General features: G+C 28.4%; 23 protein-coding genes, 1 pseudogene and 1 riboswitch. Of the genes and pseudogenes, 21 read left to right on the top strand and 3 right to left on the bottom strand.

What is annotated here, in order from left to right:
- Nucleotides 1-3 precede the first annotated feature (3 nt).
- The 8 genes and pseudogenes from nrdR (at nt 4) to ACIJYC_RS03355 (ending at nt 7,156) form a co-directional block, all read left to right on the top strand.
- Nucleotides 4-462 (top strand): transcriptional regulator NrdR, encoded by a 459-nt coding sequence (nrdR, locus tag ACIJYC_RS03390; RefSeq protein ID WP_029454679.1) that lies wholly within the window; start codon nt 4-6, stop codon nt 460-462.
- Nucleotides 443-1,549 carry a bifunctional diaminohydroxyphosphoribosylaminopyrimidine deaminase/5-amino-6-(5-phosphoribosylamino)uracil reductase RibD gene (ribD, locus tag ACIJYC_RS03385; protein WP_435167903.1) on the top strand — a complete coding sequence of 369 codons (1,107 nt, stop codon included), beginning with the start codon at nt 443-445 and terminating at the stop codon, nt 1,547-1,549. The genes nrdR and ribD overlap by 20 nt, the downstream gene beginning before the upstream one ends.
- Before the next feature lies 1 nt (nt 1,550).
- Nucleotides 1,551-2,144, top strand: a complete 594-nt coding sequence (locus ACIJYC_RS03380; protein WP_435167900.1) for a riboflavin synthase — start codon at nt 1,551-1,553, stop codon at nt 2,142-2,144.
- A pseudogene (ribB, locus tag ACIJYC_RS03375) lies at nt 2,131-3,230 on the top strand (3,4-dihydroxy-2-butanone-4-phosphate synthase). Before ACIJYC_RS03380 ends, ribB begins: the two are co-directional and overlap by 14 nt.
- Nucleotides 3,230-3,619: a 6,7-dimethyl-8-ribityllumazine synthase gene (gene ribH, locus ACIJYC_RS03370; protein ID WP_435167897.1), complete on the top strand. Its 390-nt coding sequence runs from the start codon at nt 3,230-3,232 to the stop codon at nt 3,617-3,619. The pseudogene ribB and the gene ribH overlap by 1 nt, the downstream one beginning before the upstream one ends.
- Nucleotides 3,616-4,020, top strand: coding sequence for a transcription antitermination factor NusB (locus tag ACIJYC_RS03365; RefSeq protein ID WP_435167894.1), 405 nt, complete (start codon nt 3,616-3,618; stop codon nt 4,018-4,020). Before ribH ends, ACIJYC_RS03365 begins: the two co-directional genes overlap by 4 nt.
- Nucleotides 4,013-4,972 (top strand): thiamine-phosphate kinase, encoded by a 960-nt coding sequence (gene thiL / locus ACIJYC_RS03360; protein WP_435167891.1) that lies wholly within the window; start codon nt 4,013-4,015, stop codon nt 4,970-4,972. Before ACIJYC_RS03365 ends, thiL begins: the two co-directional genes overlap by 8 nt.
- A 78-nt stretch (nt 4,973-5,050) precedes the next feature.
- Nucleotides 5,051-7,156, top strand: a complete 2,106-nt coding sequence (locus ACIJYC_RS03355) for a sodium-translocating pyrophosphatase (protein WP_435167887.1) — start codon at nt 5,051-5,053, stop codon at nt 7,154-7,156.
- Here the strand turns inward: ACIJYC_RS03355 and bamE are convergent.
- Nucleotides 7,143-7,511, bottom strand: coding sequence for an outer membrane protein assembly factor BamE domain-containing protein (gene bamE / locus ACIJYC_RS03350; RefSeq protein ID WP_435168093.1), 369 nt, complete (start codon nt 7,509-7,511; stop codon nt 7,143-7,145). The genes ACIJYC_RS03355 and bamE overlap by 14 nt on opposite strands.
- 115 nt (nt 7,512-7,626) lie before the next feature.
- Here bamE and ACIJYC_RS03345 point away from each other — a divergent pair, with 115 nt between their 5' ends.
- Genes ACIJYC_RS03345 through ACIJYC_RS03320 form a run of 6 tightly spaced genes read left to right on the top strand, consistent with a single transcriptional unit; the run spans nt 7,627 to nt 10,155 of the window.
- A complete protein-coding gene (locus tag ACIJYC_RS03345; protein WP_435167884.1) occupies nt 7,627-8,094 on the top strand; it encodes a ubiquinol-cytochrome C chaperone family protein in 468 nt (155 codons plus the stop codon).
- A 2-nt stretch (nt 8,095-8,096) separates the two neighbouring features.
- Nucleotides 8,097-8,279: a 50S ribosomal protein L32 gene (gene rpmF, locus ACIJYC_RS03340; protein ID WP_008544930.1), complete on the top strand. Its 183-nt coding sequence runs from the start codon at nt 8,097-8,099 to the stop codon at nt 8,277-8,279.
- Nucleotides 8,280-8,292: 13 nt separating this feature from the next.
- Complete coding sequence (gene plsX / locus ACIJYC_RS03335; protein ID WP_435167881.1) at nt 8,293-9,294, top strand: phosphate acyltransferase PlsX; 1,002 nt, start codon at nt 8,293-8,295, stop codon at nt 9,292-9,294.
- 4 nt (nt 9,295-9,298) lie between these two features.
- Nucleotides 9,299-9,598, top strand: a complete 300-nt coding sequence (locus ACIJYC_RS03330) for an HU family DNA-binding protein (protein ID WP_435167879.1) — start codon at nt 9,299-9,301, stop codon at nt 9,596-9,598.
- Entirely contained in the window at nt 9,591-9,962 is a 372-nt protein-coding gene (locus ACIJYC_RS03325) for a MerR family transcriptional regulator (protein ID WP_435167877.1), read from the top strand. The genes ACIJYC_RS03330 and ACIJYC_RS03325 overlap by 8 nt, the downstream gene beginning before the upstream one ends.
- 1 nt (nt 9,963) lies before the next feature.
- Nucleotides 9,964-10,155, top strand: coding sequence for a 50S ribosomal protein L33 (locus tag ACIJYC_RS03320; RefSeq protein WP_028036963.1), 192 nt, complete (start codon nt 9,964-9,966; stop codon nt 10,153-10,155).
- On the opposite strand, the gene ACIJYC_RS03315 is transcribed toward ACIJYC_RS03320, so the two are convergent.
- Nucleotides 10,156-10,446: a chorismate mutase gene (locus tag ACIJYC_RS03315; protein WP_435167874.1), complete on the bottom strand. Its 291-nt coding sequence runs from the start codon at nt 10,444-10,446 to the stop codon at nt 10,156-10,158. It lies immediately after the preceding gene.
- Nucleotides 10,447-10,489: 43 nt separating this feature from the next.
- Here ACIJYC_RS03315 and ACIJYC_RS03310 point away from each other — a divergent pair, with 43 nt between their 5' ends.
- Complete coding sequence (locus tag ACIJYC_RS03310) at nt 10,490-11,515, top strand: COX15/CtaA family protein (protein ID WP_435167871.1); 1,026 nt, start codon at nt 10,490-10,492, stop codon at nt 11,513-11,515.
- Between the two features lie 29 nt (nt 11,516-11,544).
- Here the strand turns inward: ACIJYC_RS03310 and ACIJYC_RS03305 are convergent, their stop codons facing one another.
- Nucleotides 11,545-12,873, bottom strand: a complete 1,329-nt coding sequence (locus ACIJYC_RS03305; RefSeq protein WP_435167868.1) for an O-acetylhomoserine aminocarboxypropyltransferase/cysteine synthase family protein — start codon at nt 12,871-12,873, stop codon at nt 11,545-11,547.
- 2 nt (nt 12,874-12,875) lie between these two features.
- Nucleotides 12,876-12,942, bottom strand: a riboswitch (SAM riboswitch).
- 138 nt (nt 12,943-13,080) lie between these two features.
- On the opposite strand from ACIJYC_RS03305, the gene rplM reads away from it, so the two are divergent.
- The 6 genes from rplM to ACIJYC_RS03275 are packed head-to-tail and all read left to right on the top strand — an operon-like array spanning nt 13,081 to nt 17,446.
- Nucleotides 13,081-13,539: a 50S ribosomal protein L13 gene (rplM, locus tag ACIJYC_RS03300; RefSeq protein WP_435089254.1), complete on the top strand. Its 459-nt coding sequence runs from the start codon at nt 13,081-13,083 to the stop codon at nt 13,537-13,539.
- 1 nt (nt 13,540) lies between these two features.
- The gene (gene rpsI, locus ACIJYC_RS03295; RefSeq protein ID WP_435089091.1) at nt 13,541-13,978 is read left to right on the top strand and encodes a 30S ribosomal protein S9; all 438 of its coding nucleotides are present in this window, start codon (nt 13,541-13,543) and stop codon (nt 13,976-13,978) included.
- 33 nt (nt 13,979-14,011) lie between these two features.
- Entirely contained in the window at nt 14,012-15,031 is a 1,020-nt protein-coding gene (gene argC / locus ACIJYC_RS03290) for an N-acetyl-gamma-glutamyl-phosphate reductase (protein WP_435167866.1), read from the top strand.
- Nucleotides 15,031-15,258 carry a hypothetical protein gene (locus tag ACIJYC_RS03285; RefSeq protein ID WP_435167863.1) on the top strand — a complete coding sequence of 76 codons (228 nt, stop codon included), beginning with the start codon at nt 15,031-15,033 and terminating at the stop codon, nt 15,256-15,258. Before argC ends, ACIJYC_RS03285 begins: the two co-directional genes overlap by 1 nt.
- A complete protein-coding gene (locus ACIJYC_RS03280; RefSeq protein ID WP_435167860.1) occupies nt 15,255-16,547 on the top strand; it encodes a homoserine dehydrogenase in 1,293 nt (430 codons plus the stop codon). Before ACIJYC_RS03285 ends, ACIJYC_RS03280 begins: the two co-directional genes overlap by 4 nt.
- On the top strand, nt 16,547-17,446 hold the full coding sequence (locus ACIJYC_RS03275) for an AEC family transporter (RefSeq protein ID WP_435167857.1): 900 nt from the start codon (nt 16,547-16,549) through the stop codon (nt 17,444-17,446). Before ACIJYC_RS03280 ends, ACIJYC_RS03275 begins: the two co-directional genes overlap by 1 nt.
- Nucleotides 17,447-17,462 lie beyond the last annotated feature (16 nt).

Here is a 17,462-nt window from a genome sequence, read left to right as displayed (position 1 = left end):
TAAATGATTTGTTCAATATGCAAAAAAGGGGAGACCTCAGTTGTCGACTCTAGACCTACAGAAGATGGTACTGCTATTAGAAGAAGAAGACTTTGTGTTTGTGGAGCTCGTTTTACAACATTTGAAAGAGTTCAATTTAGAGAAATAATGGTGGTAAAAAAGAATGGAAGAAAATCATCATTTGATAGAGATAAACTTTCTAAATCAGTTTATATAGCACTTAAAAAAAGACCTATAGACACAGAAACAGCGGAAAAATTTATAAGCAAAATTTCAAGAGCCCTTGAGGAACTTGGTCAGAGTGAAATTTCAACTAACACAATTGGGACAATGGTAATGGAGGGTTTAAAAGAACTTGATCCAGTTGCATATGTTCGATTTGCATCTGTTTATAGAAACTTTAGAGAAGAAAAAGACTTTGTGCAATTCGTGGACAAACTTGATGTCTACAAAAAAAGATAAATTCTCAATAAAAGATAAATTTTATATGGAGATAGCCCTTAAATTGGCTAGCTCTCATCATGGACTTACTGGATCAAATCCAGCTGTAGGGTGTGTAATAGTTAAAAATGATAAAATAATTTCTATTGGTCAAACATCATTCAATGGAAGACCTCATGCAGAATTTAATGCAATAAAAAATTGTATAGATAACTTAAATGGATCAACGATGTACGTAACCTTAGAACCATGTTGTCATCATGGTCTAACACCACCATGTACAGATTTAATTATTAAATCTAAAATTTCTGAGGTTATATATTCTGTCGCAGATATTGATAAAAGAGTAAAAAATAAAAGTCTAAAAATTTTAAAATCAAGCAATATCAAAGTTAAAAGAGGTCTTCTTCAGGATAAGATTAATAACTTTTATTCAGCTTATTTTTTCAATAGAAAAAATAAATTACCCTATGTGACTGGAAAAATTGCTATTTCAAAAAATAATCTTATTTACAGTAAATCAAATAAAAAGATTACAAACGTACATTCTGATAAATTTACACATTTATTAAGATATAAAAATGATGCGTTAATGGTTTCATACAAAACTTTAAATAAAGACAATTCGAAATTAAATTGTAGAATTAAAGGTTTTAGCAATTATTCTCCTAAGAGAATTATTTTAGATAATAAACTTCAAACTAAGGTTAATAGCTATGTAGTGAAAACTGCAAATAAAAATAATACTATAATTTTTTATAATCAAGCTAACAAATTGAAAATTTTAGATTTTAAGAAAAAAAAAATTCAATTAATTAAATCTAAGGTAAATAAACAAGGTAAGTTCGATGTCAAATCCATATTAAAAAAATTATACAGATATAATTGTAGAAATCTATTAATTGAAGGAGGTAATAACTTAACTAATTATCTTTTGAAAAATAGAATTTTTAATAAATTTTATTTGTATAAAAGTCCCAAAAATCTTTCCAAAGAAACTGAATATTTGAAATTTGATAGTTTAGATGTATTAAAGAAAAATTATAGAAATAGATTTAATTTAAACCTATTTTTAGGAAAAGATAAAATAACATTGTATAAAAACTAATATGTTTAATGGAATTATATATAACCAGGGTATTGTTTTAAAAATCATTAAAAGACCCAAAGGATTAAATATATTTGTAAGGAGCAATCTTAAAGTTTCTAAAAAAGATATGGGTTTGTCAGTAGCTTGTGATGGTGTTTGTCTGACTTTGATTTCATATAACTCAAAATTAATGGAATTTTATCTTTCAAAAGAAACTTTAGTGAGATCGAAGTTTCAATATTTAAAAACTAAAGATGTTATTAATCTTGAATTACCCTTAAAATATGGAACAAAAATTTCAGGTCATATATGTCAGGGCCATGTAGATACAATTGCAAAGGCAATTAATATTAAGAAGGTTGACAAATCTTATTTATTTGAATTTGAAGTTCCAATTAAAGAACGAAAAAACTTAATTGAAAAAGCTTCAATATGTGTAAATGGTATTTCCCTAACAATTTCAAAGGTTACAAAAAAAGGTTTTGAAATTTGGGTTATCCCCCATACATTTAAAGAGACAAACTTGTCGACTATCAAAAAAAAAGATCTTGTTAATATAGAGATAGATATCTTGTCTAAATACGTTAGAAATTATTTTAATGCCAAAAAATAATTTTTCATCAATTGAAAATATTATCAATGTAGCCAAGAAGGGTGGCATGTTTATTCTCGTTGACGATGAAAAAAGAGAAAATGAAGGAGATCTTATTATCTCAACTTCAAACTCTAATGCTAAAAATATTAATTTTATGGCCAAATATGGTCGAGGCCTAATTTGTTTAGCGCTAGACTCTGTTCAGGCTAAAAGATTAAATTTAACTTTAATGTCAGCTAATAATCAATCAAGAAATAAAACTGCATTTACCGTATCTATCGAAGCTAAAAAGGGCATTACCACAGGAATTTCAGCTAGAGATAGAGCTAAAACTATCAATATTGCCTCAAAAAAAAATGTTAAGAAAACTGATATTGTTTCACCTGGTCATGTATTTCCAATAATTGCAAAGGATGGAGGTGTTTTAGTTAGAGCTGGCCATACGGAAGCTTCAGTTGATATATCTAAATTGGCTAAAAAAAATAATTCAGCAGTAATTTGTGAAATTATGAATGAAGATGGAACTATGGCTAAAGGCCAAGATTTATTTGATTTTGCAAAAAAACATAAACTCAAAATTGGTAAAATCGAAGATTTAATTGCTTATCGATTAAAAAAAGAAAAATTAATTAAATTAAAAAAACAAAGTTTTATTGAAGTTAAAAAACAAAAATACAAAATTAGAATTTATGAAAACCTTCTTGATGGATCTGAGCATTTTGCTTTAATCAAAGGGACTATCAAAAAAGGAATTACTCCTAGAGTTAGAGTTATCTCATCAAATGTTGTTCAAAATTATTTAATTAATCAACAGTTACCCAATTCATTCAATAAAACTCTTAATTATTTTAAAAAATTTAATAATTGTGTACTCGTATTCATAAAAGACACTAATCTAAAATCAGTAACCCAAACACTTAAAGATTATAAAAATAAAGACTTTTATAAAAAAAAAAAGATAAGCTGATTAGAAATTATGGTATTGGTGCTCAAATAATAAAAGATTTAAAGATTAAAAATATGACTTTAATTACAAAATCTCCTAAAAGAGTTATAGGTTTAGATGGTTATGGTATAAGAATTACCAAACAAGAGATTATTTAATGAATAAAAAATATTTAATAGTTGTTGCAGATTATTATAAGGACATTGCCAAAGGCCTTCTTGATAGTGCTTTAAAATTGATCTCAAAATCAAACACAATTAAAATTATTAAAGTTCCAGGCGTTTTTGAAATACCAGTTACAATCTCAAAAAATATTAAAAGATATGATGCTTTTTTAGCCCTAGGTTGTGTTATAAAGGGTCAAACACCTCATTTTGACTTTATATCTCAAGCTTCAACTAATGCGATTATGGATTTATCAGTAATTAATAAAAAACCTATCGGTAATGGAATAATTACTTGTTTGAACATGAAACAAGCAAAAATTCGAAGAAAAAAAGGTGCAGAAGCTGCTGATGCTGTAAACTCAGTTTTGTCGCAAAAATGAAAACTCATTTTAACCCAAAGAATAATCCAAGAGTAATTATAATTCAAAAATTATATGGTAAATTTTATAATGAAGATAATGATATTGATTTTCCTAAACATAGATTTAAAAAATTTATTAAAGACATTGTTTTCGGTACAATAGAACGTAACGATCTAATTCTCGATGAATTAAATACTAAACTTGGTGATGATTTTGTTTTATCTAATTTAGATAAAGTTTTTCAAACAATATTAAAAGCTGCTACCTATGAATTTTTATATAAGCCTAATATATCTATTAATATCATAATTAAAGAATATTTAAACTCTTCTAATTTTTTCTTAGAAGACTCTCAAACCAAATATTTAAATGCTTTACTAGATAATGTTGGAAAAAAGTTAAGAACTTCAAATGCATGAATTTGATTTAATTAAGAAATATTTTTCAAAACTATCTGAATCCAATAAAGCCTCATTAAATTTGAATGATGATGTTTTTTTTGATAAAAAAAAATCTTTAGTCGTTTCAATTGATACATATAATGAAGGTGTTCATTTCCTTGATTTTAAAAAACCAGATTTAGTAATTAAAAAAATTTTAAGATCTTCGATATCAGATTTAATTTGCAAGGGTGTTTTTCCTAAATATTATTTTATATCAGGTAGTGGAAATAAAAAAACGTTTTCAAAAAATAACTTATCAAAAATTTCCAACTCATTAAAAATTGAGCAAAATAAATATAATATTTCTTTATGTGGAGGCGATACAACTTTTTCAAATCAATTAAGTTTTTCAATTACATCAATAGGATATTCAAAAAATATTGTTTATAGAAATAAAGCAAAAATTAATGATAATATATATGTAACTGGAAATCTTGGTGATAGTTTTGTTGGATTAAAAATTTTACAAAAAAAGATTAAAGTAACAAAAAAACTTAAAAGTTATTTTATTAAAAAATATTTTGAACCAAATATTCAAATAAAATTAACAAATGAATTATTAAAATTTGCCAATTCATCCATAGATATATCTGATGGTTTAGTCGATGATCTTAATAAAATGATTAACAATCAAAAATTATCCTATGAAATTTGGGAGCAAAAAATTCCAATTTCTAGAAACTTAGAAAATTATATAAAGAATAATAATTATAAAAAATCAAATTTTATATCTAATGGTGATGATTATCAGATTTTATTTACCGCAAGCGATGATAAATCTAGAATCATTAAAAATACATCAAAGAAATTAGGGGTGAAAATATCAAGAATTGGTAAAATTAGACCATACAACCAAAAATCACTATTTATTGGTAAAAAAGGTCAGCATTTACTGGTTAAAAACCCTGGTTATAAGCACCAATTTTAAAAGTTAATTATTGTCTTTTTGGGCTTTTTTTGTATTGTCCGGGCTTAAAATTTAACAACCAACAACCTTAAGGTTTATATGAGCGAAACAGTAGAAATTATTTTATTATACACAATCGGTGCCGGTTTATTATCCATAGTATATGGGTTTTTCACTGGAAAAAATATTTTAAATCAAAGCACAGGGAATGCAAAGATGCAAGATATTGCCACAGCCATCCAAATTGGTGCAAAAGCATATTTAGCAAGACAATACAAAACAATAGCTATTGTTGGCGTAGTTGTTTTAGTAATTGTAAGCATTGCATTTAGTCCTTTAGTTGGTTTGGGTTATTTAGTTGGTGCTGCATTATCAGGTATAGCAGGTTATGTAGGAATGTTAGTTTCTGTTGAGGCTAACGTTAGAACTGCTGAAGCTTCTAGAAAAGGTCTCGCTCATGGCTTATCTGTTGCTTTCAAGTCAGGTGCAGTAACTGGTATGTTGGTTGCTGGTTTAGCCTTATTGTCTATCGCAGTTTATTATTATTATTTATTAAAATTTAATGTTGATGAAAGAGAAATAGTTAATGCACTAGTTGCTTTAGGATTTGGTGCCTCCTTGATATCTATTTTTGCAAGACTAGGCGGAGGTATATTTACAAAAGGTGCTGACGTTGGTGCTGACTTAGTTGGTAAAGTAGAAGCTGGTATTCCAGAAGATGATCCTAGAAATCCTGCTGTTATTGCAGATAACGTAGGAGACAATGTGGGTGATTGTGCTGGAATGGCTGCAGATTTATTTGAAACATATGCTGTTACAATTGTAGCGACTATGGTTTTATCATCTATTTTCTTTCAAGGTGATATGAGTATGATGATTTACCCTTTAACAATTGGTGGCGCTTGTATTCTAACTTCAATAATAGGAACATTTTTTGTTAAACTTGGTAATGATAAGAATGTAATGAATGCTTTATACAAAGGTTTTGTTGTCTCTGCAATTGCATCAGTTGTAATTTTATACCCAGTAACAGATCATGTAATAGGTTTTGGTACAGAATATAATGTTGATGGTAAAAATTTTAATGGAATGAGTTTGTATTTCTGTGGAATAATTGGTTTAGTAATTACAGGATTGTTAATTTGGATTACTGAATATTATACTGGTACTAATTATAGACCAGTCAGATCTGTAGCAGCATCTTCAACAACAGGACACGGCACTAATGTTATTCAAGGTTTAGCCGTATCTATGGAAGCAACTGCGATACCTGCTTTAATTATCGTTGCTGGAATTTTAGCTACCAATGCAATTGCTGGACTTTTTGGTATAGCCATAGCTGTAACTACTATGCTTGCATTAGCTGGAATGGTTGTTGCACTTGATGCTTATGGACCAGTTACAGACAATGCTGGTGGAATTGCTGAAATGTCTAATATGGATAAAAAAGTTAGAAAAACTACTGATGCATTAGATGCAGTAGGAAATACAACAAAAGCAGTTACCAAAGGTTATGCTATTGGATCAGCTGGTCTTGGAGCTTTAGTTTTATTTGCAGCTTACGTTGAAGATATAAAACACTTTTCTAAAGTAACTGGATCTAAATTAGAGGGTATAGTTGTTACTTTTGATTTATCTAATCCATACGTAGTAGTTGGTTTATTAATTGGTGGAATGTTACCTTACTTATTTGGTTCAATGGGAATGCAGGCTGTTGGAAGAGCAGGTGGAGCTGTAGTAATTGAAGTTAGAAGACAATTTAAAAAATTTCCTGGTATCATGAAAAGAAAGCAGAAACCAGATTATGCTAAGTTAGTTGATCTTTTAACTGTTGCTGCAATTAAAGAGATGATAATTCCATCTTTGTTACCAGTTTTATCACCAGTAGTTTTATATTTTATAATTTTATCAATCGGTGGCCAAGTAGCTGCTCTAGCTGCTGTTGGTGCAATGTTATTAGGAGTTATAATTACAGGATTATTCGTTGCTGTTTCAATGACAGCAGGTGGTGGTGCTTGGGATAATGCTAAGAAGTATATCGAAGATGGAAATCATGGTGGCAAAGGTTCTGAAGCTCATAAAGCTGCAGTTACTGGAGATACAGTAGGTGATCCATACAAAGATACAGCAGGTCCTGCTGTAAACCCAATGATTAAGATTACAAATATTGTAGCTTTATTGTTGTTGGCTGTTATCGCTGGCTAATTTCTTTTTGTTTTTCGGCCCTCTTATTCAGAGGGTCGTTAATTTTTTGTCTCATACTTGACATGAAGTCATACACAAATCTATTTCTTCTAAATCCACTTTCAGTAGTAGATTTAACCATTTTTATTTTTTTCATATCATCTTTATTATAAAATTCTTTTTTCTTAAGTATTCCGTAATTATCTATTTCTAACACCAAAACATCGTTTTTATAAATTTTCATTCTTCCTAAATTTGTTAATTTAGATTGTGTTTGTTTTCTTTCAATATAAATCCAAACATCGTTATCAAACTTACTTTTTGTAGATGGATTTCCTAATATTTTCATTATGTCATTCCTATTTGTTTTGTTTATGACCAGTGAAGATTGTTTTTTTTCTAAGAAGGGAACCCCGTGATGTTTAACTACTTTCTTGAATGAGCAATTTGTAACTATTAATGAGAGAAAAATTATATATAATATTTTTATCATGACTGAGAAATATCTTTATATCTATAACAATTTAATTAATTTCACTAGAAATAAAGATTTATATAAATCTTTAAGTAGAGAAGATAAATTTTCAGATCGATTAACCCTATTTTTATTACATTTTGCTTTTTTTTTAAAAAATTTTAAAAATGAAGAAAATAAGAATATTTTACAGGAAATTTATGATTTTAATTTTAGACAACTCGAGCTCAGTATTCGAGAAATAGGTTATGGGGATCAGTCAATTAATAAAAAAATGAAGGATTATATAAATTTATTTCATTCAATGGTTTCCGAAATCCATTATTGGAATAATTTATCAAGATCACAAAAAATAGAAAAGTTTTCCATCTTTTTATCTGATTTTAACAAAATTGAGGATTTGCTTGATTATTTTGAACTATTTAATGATAATTTATCAAAAAAAACTTTGAATTCTTATTTAAAAAGTGTAAGTAACCCATAATTATGGCTGTACCAAAACGAAAACAAACCCCTTCCAGAACTGGAATGAGAAGAGCTCAAACGATGAAATATTCAACAAAAAATATTGTTGAAGATAAAAAATCTGGTGAGTACAGATTATCTCATCATTTAGATTTAAAAACTGGAATGTATAAGGGTAGACAAGTTTTAGACCCAAAAGAATAATATAAAATCTAAAATGACAGATCTGATTAAAATTGCAGTAGATGCAATGGGTGGCGATAACTCACCTAACAAGACTATTGATGGAATAATTCTTAATCATAGTAAAAATAAAGATTTATTTTTTAAGATTTTTGGTGATAAAAATATAATTAGAGATCTTATTGGTAATAAGATCAAGGCTGATTTTTATGAAATAATCCATACTACAGATGTAGTAAAAAGTACCGACAGTCCTCTTGAAGGCGCTAAAAGAGGAAAAAATACTAGCATGTGGCTCGCTATTGATAGTGTAAAAAAAAAAGAGGCAGATATAGTAGTTTCAGCCGGTAACACAGGTGCGCTATTAGTAATTTCAAAACTAAACCTTAAAATGATTGAGAATATTGATAAACCAGCCCTATCTGCTCTATGGCCAAATAAAAAAGGAATGAGCGTTGTATTAGATTTGGGTGCAAATATTGAATGTAGTTCAAAAAATTTATTAGATTTTTCAATTATGGGTGCCGCACTTTATACCTCTTTATATAATGGAGAAAAACCAAATGTAGGCTTATTAAATATAGGATCAGAAGAACTTAAAGGAAATGAAATTATTAAAGAAACTTATCAAACTCTAAACGATAAGAAATCTGAAAACTTTAATTTTTCTGGGTATATAGAAGGAAACCATTTAATGGATGGAGAAGTTAATGTAATTGTTTCCGATGGTTTCACTGGTAACGTAGCTTTAAAAACTGCTGAAGGTACTGCAAACTTCATTACAAGTGAACTTAAAAAAGCTATGACAGGATCTATTATTGGGAAAATTTCATCATTATTAAATATCTCAAATTTGAATAAATTTAAAAAACGACTAGATCCAAGACTCTATAATGGTGCAATATTCCTTGGTCTTGACCACCCAGTAGTTAAAAGTCATGGAGGCACTGATTATATTGGATTTTCAAATTCTTTAGATGTTTGTCATAGAATTGTCAAAGGTAATTTGATAGAAAAGATCAAACAAAATATTTAAATAAATGAGAATAAATTTAACTAAAAAGGACTTAGTTAATTTAGTTTATATGCAGTTAGGTTTTTCTAAGCAAATTTCAGAGAACCTTATCGAAGATTTTTTGTCAACAATTGTCTCTAATATCAAACTAGAAAAAAAATTAAAATTATCAAAATTTGGAACTTTTTCTATAAGACAAAAAAAATCACGGATTGGAAGAAATCCGAAAACTAAAGAAACCAAAATGATTTCAAGTAGAGATGTAGTATTATTTAAACCATCAAAAGAATTTAAAGATTTTGTAAATTTAAAAGATAATGGATAAATCCGAAAGTGCTTATAAAACGATAGGTGAAGTTGCTAAAATATTAAATTTGAAATCCAATAAGAAGGGCGAACTTCCGACTCATATAATAAGATTTTGGGAAACTCAGTTTAAGCAAATTAAGCCAAAAATCCTTAATTCAAATAGAAGATATTATGACGAGAATTGCATTAATCTTCTCAAAAAAGTTAAATTTCTCCTTAAGGAACAGGGTATGACTATTAATGGTGTAAAAAAGATACTTAATGGAGAGCAATCTTTAGATCTTGACGAAATGGCAAATAATTCTATAAAAGCTGATAATTTAAGAAATAAATTAGTTAAGATTTCTAAAATTGTTAAAAATTTAAAAAATTTAAAATAAAATGGCAAAAAAAACACACGTAAAAGTTAGATTGGTTCCAGAGTCAAAACCAGATAGTCCTTTCTTTTATTACGTTAAAAAACCAGCTGGTGGTGAAAAAGCAAAAGTTAAACTTTCAGCTAAGAAATATAATCCTGCTACAAGAAAACACGAAACATTTGTAGAAAAAAAACTTCCACCTCACAGTAAGTAATTACTTCTTTTTAAAATTACGTCTTTCGTAATCAATAAAAGACCAGATCATATTCTTCCATATACGATTAGTAATTTTTGGGTCTATTTTAAGTCTTTTTGATTTTCCTCTAATTTTATTTAAAATAAAATTAATTCTTTTTTGATCTACGATTTCCTTTTTAAATTCTTTTAACTTAAGAACTTCTTTAACTAGAGACGTTCGATACTTGATCAAAGCTAGAAGTCTATTATCCAATTTATCTAGTTTTATACGTATTTCTTCTAATTTTTTTTTATTTTTTGGCGACATTTAATTTATTGGATTTATTAACAATTATTATATTTATCTATATATGTACAGTCACAATAGTCATTTAAATAATCAATTAAAAATTTGGTTACTTACACTTATTGTACTTATAATTCTCATAATTTTAGTTGGTGGCTTAACAAGATTAACTGACTCTGGACTATCCATAACAACTTGGGAATTATTTGTGGGATTTATTCCACCTCTTACAAATGATAAATGGAAAGACTATTTTGAACTCTATAAAACTATTCCTGAATTTAGTGAACAAAACTTTAATATGACACTTTATGAATTTAAGGTAATTTTTTGGTGGGAATGGGGTCATCGTCAATTGGGTAGATTAATTGGTTTAACTGTATTGTTGCCACTTATAATTTTTTCATTCAAATATGGTTTAAAAATTTTAAAAAACTATGGATTGATCTTTTTATTAGTTTGTTTTCAAGGGTTTATTGGTTGGTATATGGTATCTAGCGGCTTGATAGATAGGATTGATGTTAGTCATTACAGACTTTCGTTACACTTAGTAACAGCCTTTATAATTTTGTCTGTTATATTTTGGAAATTTCTTAAATTAACTAAAATTCAAGCTCAATATATTTCAATTAATATAAATTTAATAAAAGTTTTTCTTTTTTTATTATTTTTACAATTAATAATAGGTGCCTTTGTGTCAGGAATGGATGCTGGGAAAATTTACAATACTTGGCCTTTAATGGGCTCATCATATTTTCCTGACGATAGTCAATTTATTGAATTTTTAAATATGAATGTTTTTGACAATCCCTCTGTAGTTCAATTTATTCACAGAAATTTGGCTTACTTAATTTTAGGTTTTTATGTTTATATTCTTTTTTTTATCATAAAAGATAGGAATGAAATTTTTAGAAAACCTGTAATTATCATAGGAGTTAGTTTATTTTTACAGGTTGTTTTGGGAATATTTACTATTTTATCTGGAGTAAAAATATTTTATGCATCTTTACACCAGATAAATTCTATTTTGATAATATTATCGACTTTATATTTCCTCTACATATCTAAGTATGAGGAAAAAACTAATTAGTTTCTATTTGTAGACATATAAAACTCAAATTAACTAACAGCTTTTAATTTACCTTTAGAAGAATTCTCTAAAGCTTGATCCAAATCATCAATGATGTCATCTATATGTTCCAAACCAATACTCAATCTTACATAGCCAGGTGTTACTCCGGCTGCAGCTAACTCATCTTCAGTAAGTTGACTATGTGTAGTTGTTGCTGGATGAATTGCTAAGCTTCTAGCATCACCAATATTCGCAACATGGTAGAACATTTTTAAAGACTCGATAAATCTTTTTCCTGCTTCAATACCTCCAGCCAGTTCAATCCCAACAAGCGCACCATAACCACCTTTAAGATATTTCTTAGCTCGACTATTTATTTCATCATTATGTTCAGTAGCATAAATCACTTTATCTACAGCTTTATGTTTCTTTAAATAATTAACAACTTTAGAAGCATTTTCACAATGTTGTTTCATTCTTAAAGCTACGGTTTCTAAGCCTTGAATTACGCCAAATGCATTATCAGGTGATAGTGCTGAGCCAAGATCTCTTAAAATTGTTACTCTTGCTCTTACTGCAAAAGAAACATTGGCACCTGTAAGTTCTGGAACTGCTTTGCCCCAAACTACACCACCATAGCTGGCATCAGGTTCGTTGAAAAGAGGCTGCCTTTTTGGATCTGCTGTCCAATCAAAATTACCACCATCAACTAAAGCTCCACCAACAACAGTACCGTGACCTGCTATATATTTTGTTAACGAGTAAACCACAACGGCAGCCCCATGTTCTAATGGCTTACAAATTACTGGTGCAGCTGTATTATCAACAATAAGTGGTATGTTGTATTTTCTTCCTATATCTGAAACTTCTTTGATAGGAAAAGCTCTTAAATATGGATTTGGTAAAGTTTCTCCATAAAAAGCTCTTGTTTTATCATCTATAGATTTTTCAAAGTTCTTTGGATCAGAAGGGTCAGCATATCTTACTTCAATACCAAGTTTACTCAATGTATGTGTAAACAATGATACAGTTCCACCATAAAGATCTGTTGAACTAACAATATTATCTCCAGCTTGAGCAACATTTAATATTGCAAAGGTTGAAGCTGTTTGTCCAGATGAAACGGTCAAACTCGCTAAACCTCCATCAAGAGCCGCTAGTCTTTTTTCCAACACATCATTAGTTGGGTTCATGATTCTTGTGTAAATATTACCAAACTCTTTTAATGCAAACAGGTTGGCTGCATGCTCTGTACTATCGAATTGATATGATGTAGTTCTATAGATAGGCACTGCTACAGCATTTGTTGCAGTATCACTTCTGTAGTCTCCACCATGAATTGCGATAGTTTCTGGATTGTTTCTTTTTGTACTCATTTTTACTCCTTTTTTAGTGCTTAAACTTAATGTAAGGCGCACAATACAGTTCAAATGCCTACCGATAATGTTGTGTAAATTCCTGTTTAGCAGTTTTATGCCCGCAATAGGATCAAATCGGCATAAACTTTTTAGCAGATAAGTATTGTAATGCAAGCCAAATATCAAATTGACTTTGCAATTAATAATAGTATTAATCCTGGCACAATGACAAAATTTGTAAAAAAAGACCAAGTAACATCATCATGGTTCGAGATAGACGCAACTAATGCTGTTGTTGGTAGATTAGCAACTGTTATTTCAAAAATTATTCGTGGCAAAAACAAAACTACGTATACTCCTCATATGGACCATGGTGATTTTGTTGTAGTTAAAAATATCGAACAAGCAAAATTTACTGGAAAAAAATTTGAGGATAAAATCTATTATAGACACACTGGCCACCCAGGTGGAATTAAAGAGACTACACCTGAGAAATTGCACGAAAAAAAACCAGGTGAAACTTTAAAGCTTGCCGTAAAAAGAATGCTTCCTGGTGGAGTGTTAGGCAGAAAACAATTAACTAAATTAAAAATTTATACAGGTAGCGATCATCCACATGCAGCACAGAATCCTCAAATTATTGAGTTAGGCAAATTAAACAGCAAAAACTTAGTTAGAAACTAATATGGAAAATACTCAAACAGCATCAAAAACACCTAAACTAAAATTAGACTTTAAAGACAGTAAGTATGCAACGGGTAGAAGAAAAACTTCAATTGCAAAAGTTTGGTTAAAAAAAGGTTCAGGAAAGATTTATGTAAATGGAAAATTATTTAATGAATATTTCTCAAGTGAATTTCATCATCTTCAAATTACTAGACCTTTTGATATAATCAAACAATCTACTGACTATGATGTTAGATGTAGTGTTAGTGGGGGAGGTCCAACTGGTCAAGCAGGTGCCTTAGTTCATGGTATTTCTAAAGCTTTAGTTATGTTTGATGAAAATTTAAAATCTACATTAAAAACCGAAAAACTTACAACCAGAGACTCTAGAGCAGTTGAAAGAAAAAAACCTGGTAGAAGAAAAGCTAGAAGAAGCTTCCAATTCTCTAAAAGATAATTCTTTTTTAATTTTAAACTGTTATAATAAACTATGCCTAAGCTTAATGCATTGGTTGCTGGTTCAACTGGATATATTGGAGTTCAATTAATTAAATTATTAATTAAACACAAATTTGTAAACATAAGATTTCTATGCGGAAATAGTTCTGTAGGAAAAAATATTTCTAGTTATGACAAATCTCTTTCAGGAAAAAAATTACCAAAAATTATTAAATTTAATAAAAAACTTTTAAAATATGTTGATGTAGTTTTTACAGCATTACCCAATGGAGAAGCACAAGATATTTCAAAACATTTAACAAAAAATATCATTTTAATTGATTTAGCTGCTGATTTTAGATTAGAAAATGGATCAGAATATTTAAAATGGTACAAACAAAAACACAGAGCAGTAAATTTAATTAAGAAAAGTATATACTGTCTTCCAGAAGTTAACGGAAAAGATATAGGTAAATATCAGATTGTATCTTGTCCAGGTTGTTATCCAACTTCAATACTTTTACCTTTAATTCCTCTTTTTAAAAAAAAATTAGTTAAAGTTAATAATATAATAATGGATTCTAAATCTGGCTATTCAGGAGCTGGTAGAGGTGTACATAAAAAATATAAAGATAAAAACCTATATGAATCTTTAAGTGCTTATGGTGTTGGCTTTCACCGACATAATTCAGAGATTGATCAAATGTTAAGAAAATTCACTAAAAAAAAATTAAGTTTTAATTTTACACCTCATTTAACTCCTATGTTTCGAGGTATTTTAAGTACTATTTATATTGATCTAGAAAAAGGTGTTATTCAGTCAAAAATAATTAAGACACTAACAGATTTTTATAAGAATGATGATTTTATAAAAATTTTAGAAGCAAATAGTCTGCTAAGTACAAATGATGTAATTAACTCAAACAATTGTTTTATTTCTGTTTGTAAATCTAAATACAAAAATAAGATTGTAATAATTTCAGCTATAGACAATTTGATTAAGGGTGGAGCAGGTCAAGCAGTACAAAATTTAAATATGAAATTTAATTTCCCAATTAAAACAGCTTTATAATGAAATTAGTCTTTATTTTTTTTATTTTTTTTATTTTAAATAATTGTTCATTAAACAAAGATTCTAAATATTGGACAGAAGATGTGGTAAAAAAAAGTGAAGATCAAAAAAAATTATCTGAAGTATTAAAAAAGTCAGAAGACATAACAAAAATGAGTTATGACGAATATAAGATTTATATAGATGACTATACTAAAAAAAGTAAATATCCGGATATAAACCAATGAAAAAATCAATAAATATTGCTGTAGTAGGTCTTGGACAAGTAGGTTCTTATTTGCTTAATGAATTGAATACTAAAAAAAAAGATATTGAGCTTAAAACAGGCAAGAAGATTAATGTTGTAGCCATATCAGCTAGAAATATAAATAAAAAAAGACAATTTAGAGTTAATAAAAAAATATTTTTTAAAAACCCGTTAGATATTTTTAGTAAAACAAATGTTAATATTTTGTTTGAAGCTATCGGTTTATCAGATGGGATTTCAAAAAAAGTTGTTGAGACTGCTTTAAAAAAGAAAATTCACGTAATAACTCCAAATAAAGCATTAATCTCAAAACACGGTAACGAATTAGCAAAAATTGCAGAACAAAATAATGTCAATCTAGAATTTGAAGCATCTGTTGCTGGAGGAATTCCGATATTAAGATCAATTAAAGAAGGTTTGGCTACTAATAAAATTTCAAAAGTTTATGGGATTTTAAATGGTACATCTAACTATATTCTCTCAGAAATGGAAAATTCGAACCAAAGTTTTGCTGATGTTCTAAAAAAAGCTCAAAAACTTGGATATGCAGAACCAGGAAATCCAAAATTAGATCTAAATGGTTTTGATGCTTTCGCAAAAGTTAGAATTTTATCATCATTATCATTTAATAGTAAAATTTCTAAACACAAATGCTTAATGGAAGGAATTGAGAAAATTGATCTTAAAGATATTAAAATTGCAAACCAATTAGATTTAAGAATTAAACTTCTTGGAATATCTGAATTGAAAAATGGTCATTTATTTGAAACAGTACATCCATGCCTTGTAAGTAAAAATTCTTATATTGGTAACGTTATCGGTGTAATGAATGCTGTTATCCTTGAAGGTAAACCTGTTGGTGAAAGTATTTTACAAGGAGAGGGTGCTGGCCCAGGTCCTACATCTTCTGCATTGTTGTCTGATTTATTATCTATCTTAAGAGGTAATATAAAAAAACCTCTGGGTGTTTCTGTTAATAAATTAAAATCCTTAAAACCATATAATGTTAACAATTATGTTAATTCTTTATATTTAAGATTTGAGGTAAAAGATAAGCCAGGTGTTTTATCTCAAATTACAAACCGTTTAGCTAAATATAATATATCTGTAAAAAGGCTAATTCAAACCCCTAATAAAAAAGATGATAAAGCTACTATTGTTATAATAACTCATAAAACTTCTGAACTTAATTGTAATAACTGTTTATCTATATTTAAGAAAAATAAAAATATTCTTAAAACACCAGTTTTAATCAGATTGTATAATTAATGGATATTTACTTAAAACTTTTTGAAGTTTTATTTCCTGTTTTTTTTATTGTCGGCATTGGTTATTTTTTAGGTAAAAAAAATCCAAAACTGGATACTTCTTTCATTACTAATTTTGCAGCAAATATCGGTACTCCAGCAATGGTGTTTTATTCAATAACAACAACCGGAATTACTTTTGAAATATTTACAAATTATTTTTGGTATGCGCTACTAGCTATCAGTGGTTTTGCTTTAACAGGAATTGTTTTTTTATTTGTTCTTAAAAAAGAAATTATTAGAGAATTACCTCCTTTTATTTTACCTAATACAGGAAATATGGGTTTACCAATTTGCTTATTTGCGTATGGTAGTCAGGGTTTAGGTGTAGCTGCAACAATATCTTCACTAGTCATTTTATTCCACTTTACTTTAGGTGTTTTTTTAGCAAGCAGAAGGTTTGATCTTGATCTAATAATTAAAAATCCTCCTTTTTATGCGATAATAATTTCAGTATTATTTCTTTATTTTGAAATTGAGTCACCAGTTTATATCGTTAATCTTACAATGATGATTACATATACAGCTATTTTTTTAATCCTTATGTCGTTAGGAATAGCGTTAACAAGATTTAAAGTTTTTTCATTTCAATCTGCATTCATATCATCAATCGGAAGAGTGATAATTGGTCCAGTAATTGGTTATATGATAATAAAGTTTTTTAATTTATCTGGATTTGCTGCAGGGGTTTTATTAATTCAATGCGCGATGCCAAGTGCTGTATTAACATACCTAGTCGGCTCAATGTATTCTCCTAAAAAGATTGTTGATAGTGTTGCGAGTATGATCGTTGTATCAACAGTCATGTCATTTATAACTATACCAATCACCTTATTCTTTGCTTTAAAATACTTCTATTAAGCAGTATCCTTCTTGA

This window comes from Candidatus Pelagibacter bacterium nBUS_28 (assembly GCF_051200915.1).
Classification (GTDB): Bacteria; Pseudomonadota; Alphaproteobacteria; order Pelagibacterales; family Pelagibacteraceae; genus Pelagibacter.
Note: the sequence above shows the minus strand (reverse complement) of the source record. Positions and strands in the feature narration are given on the sequence as shown.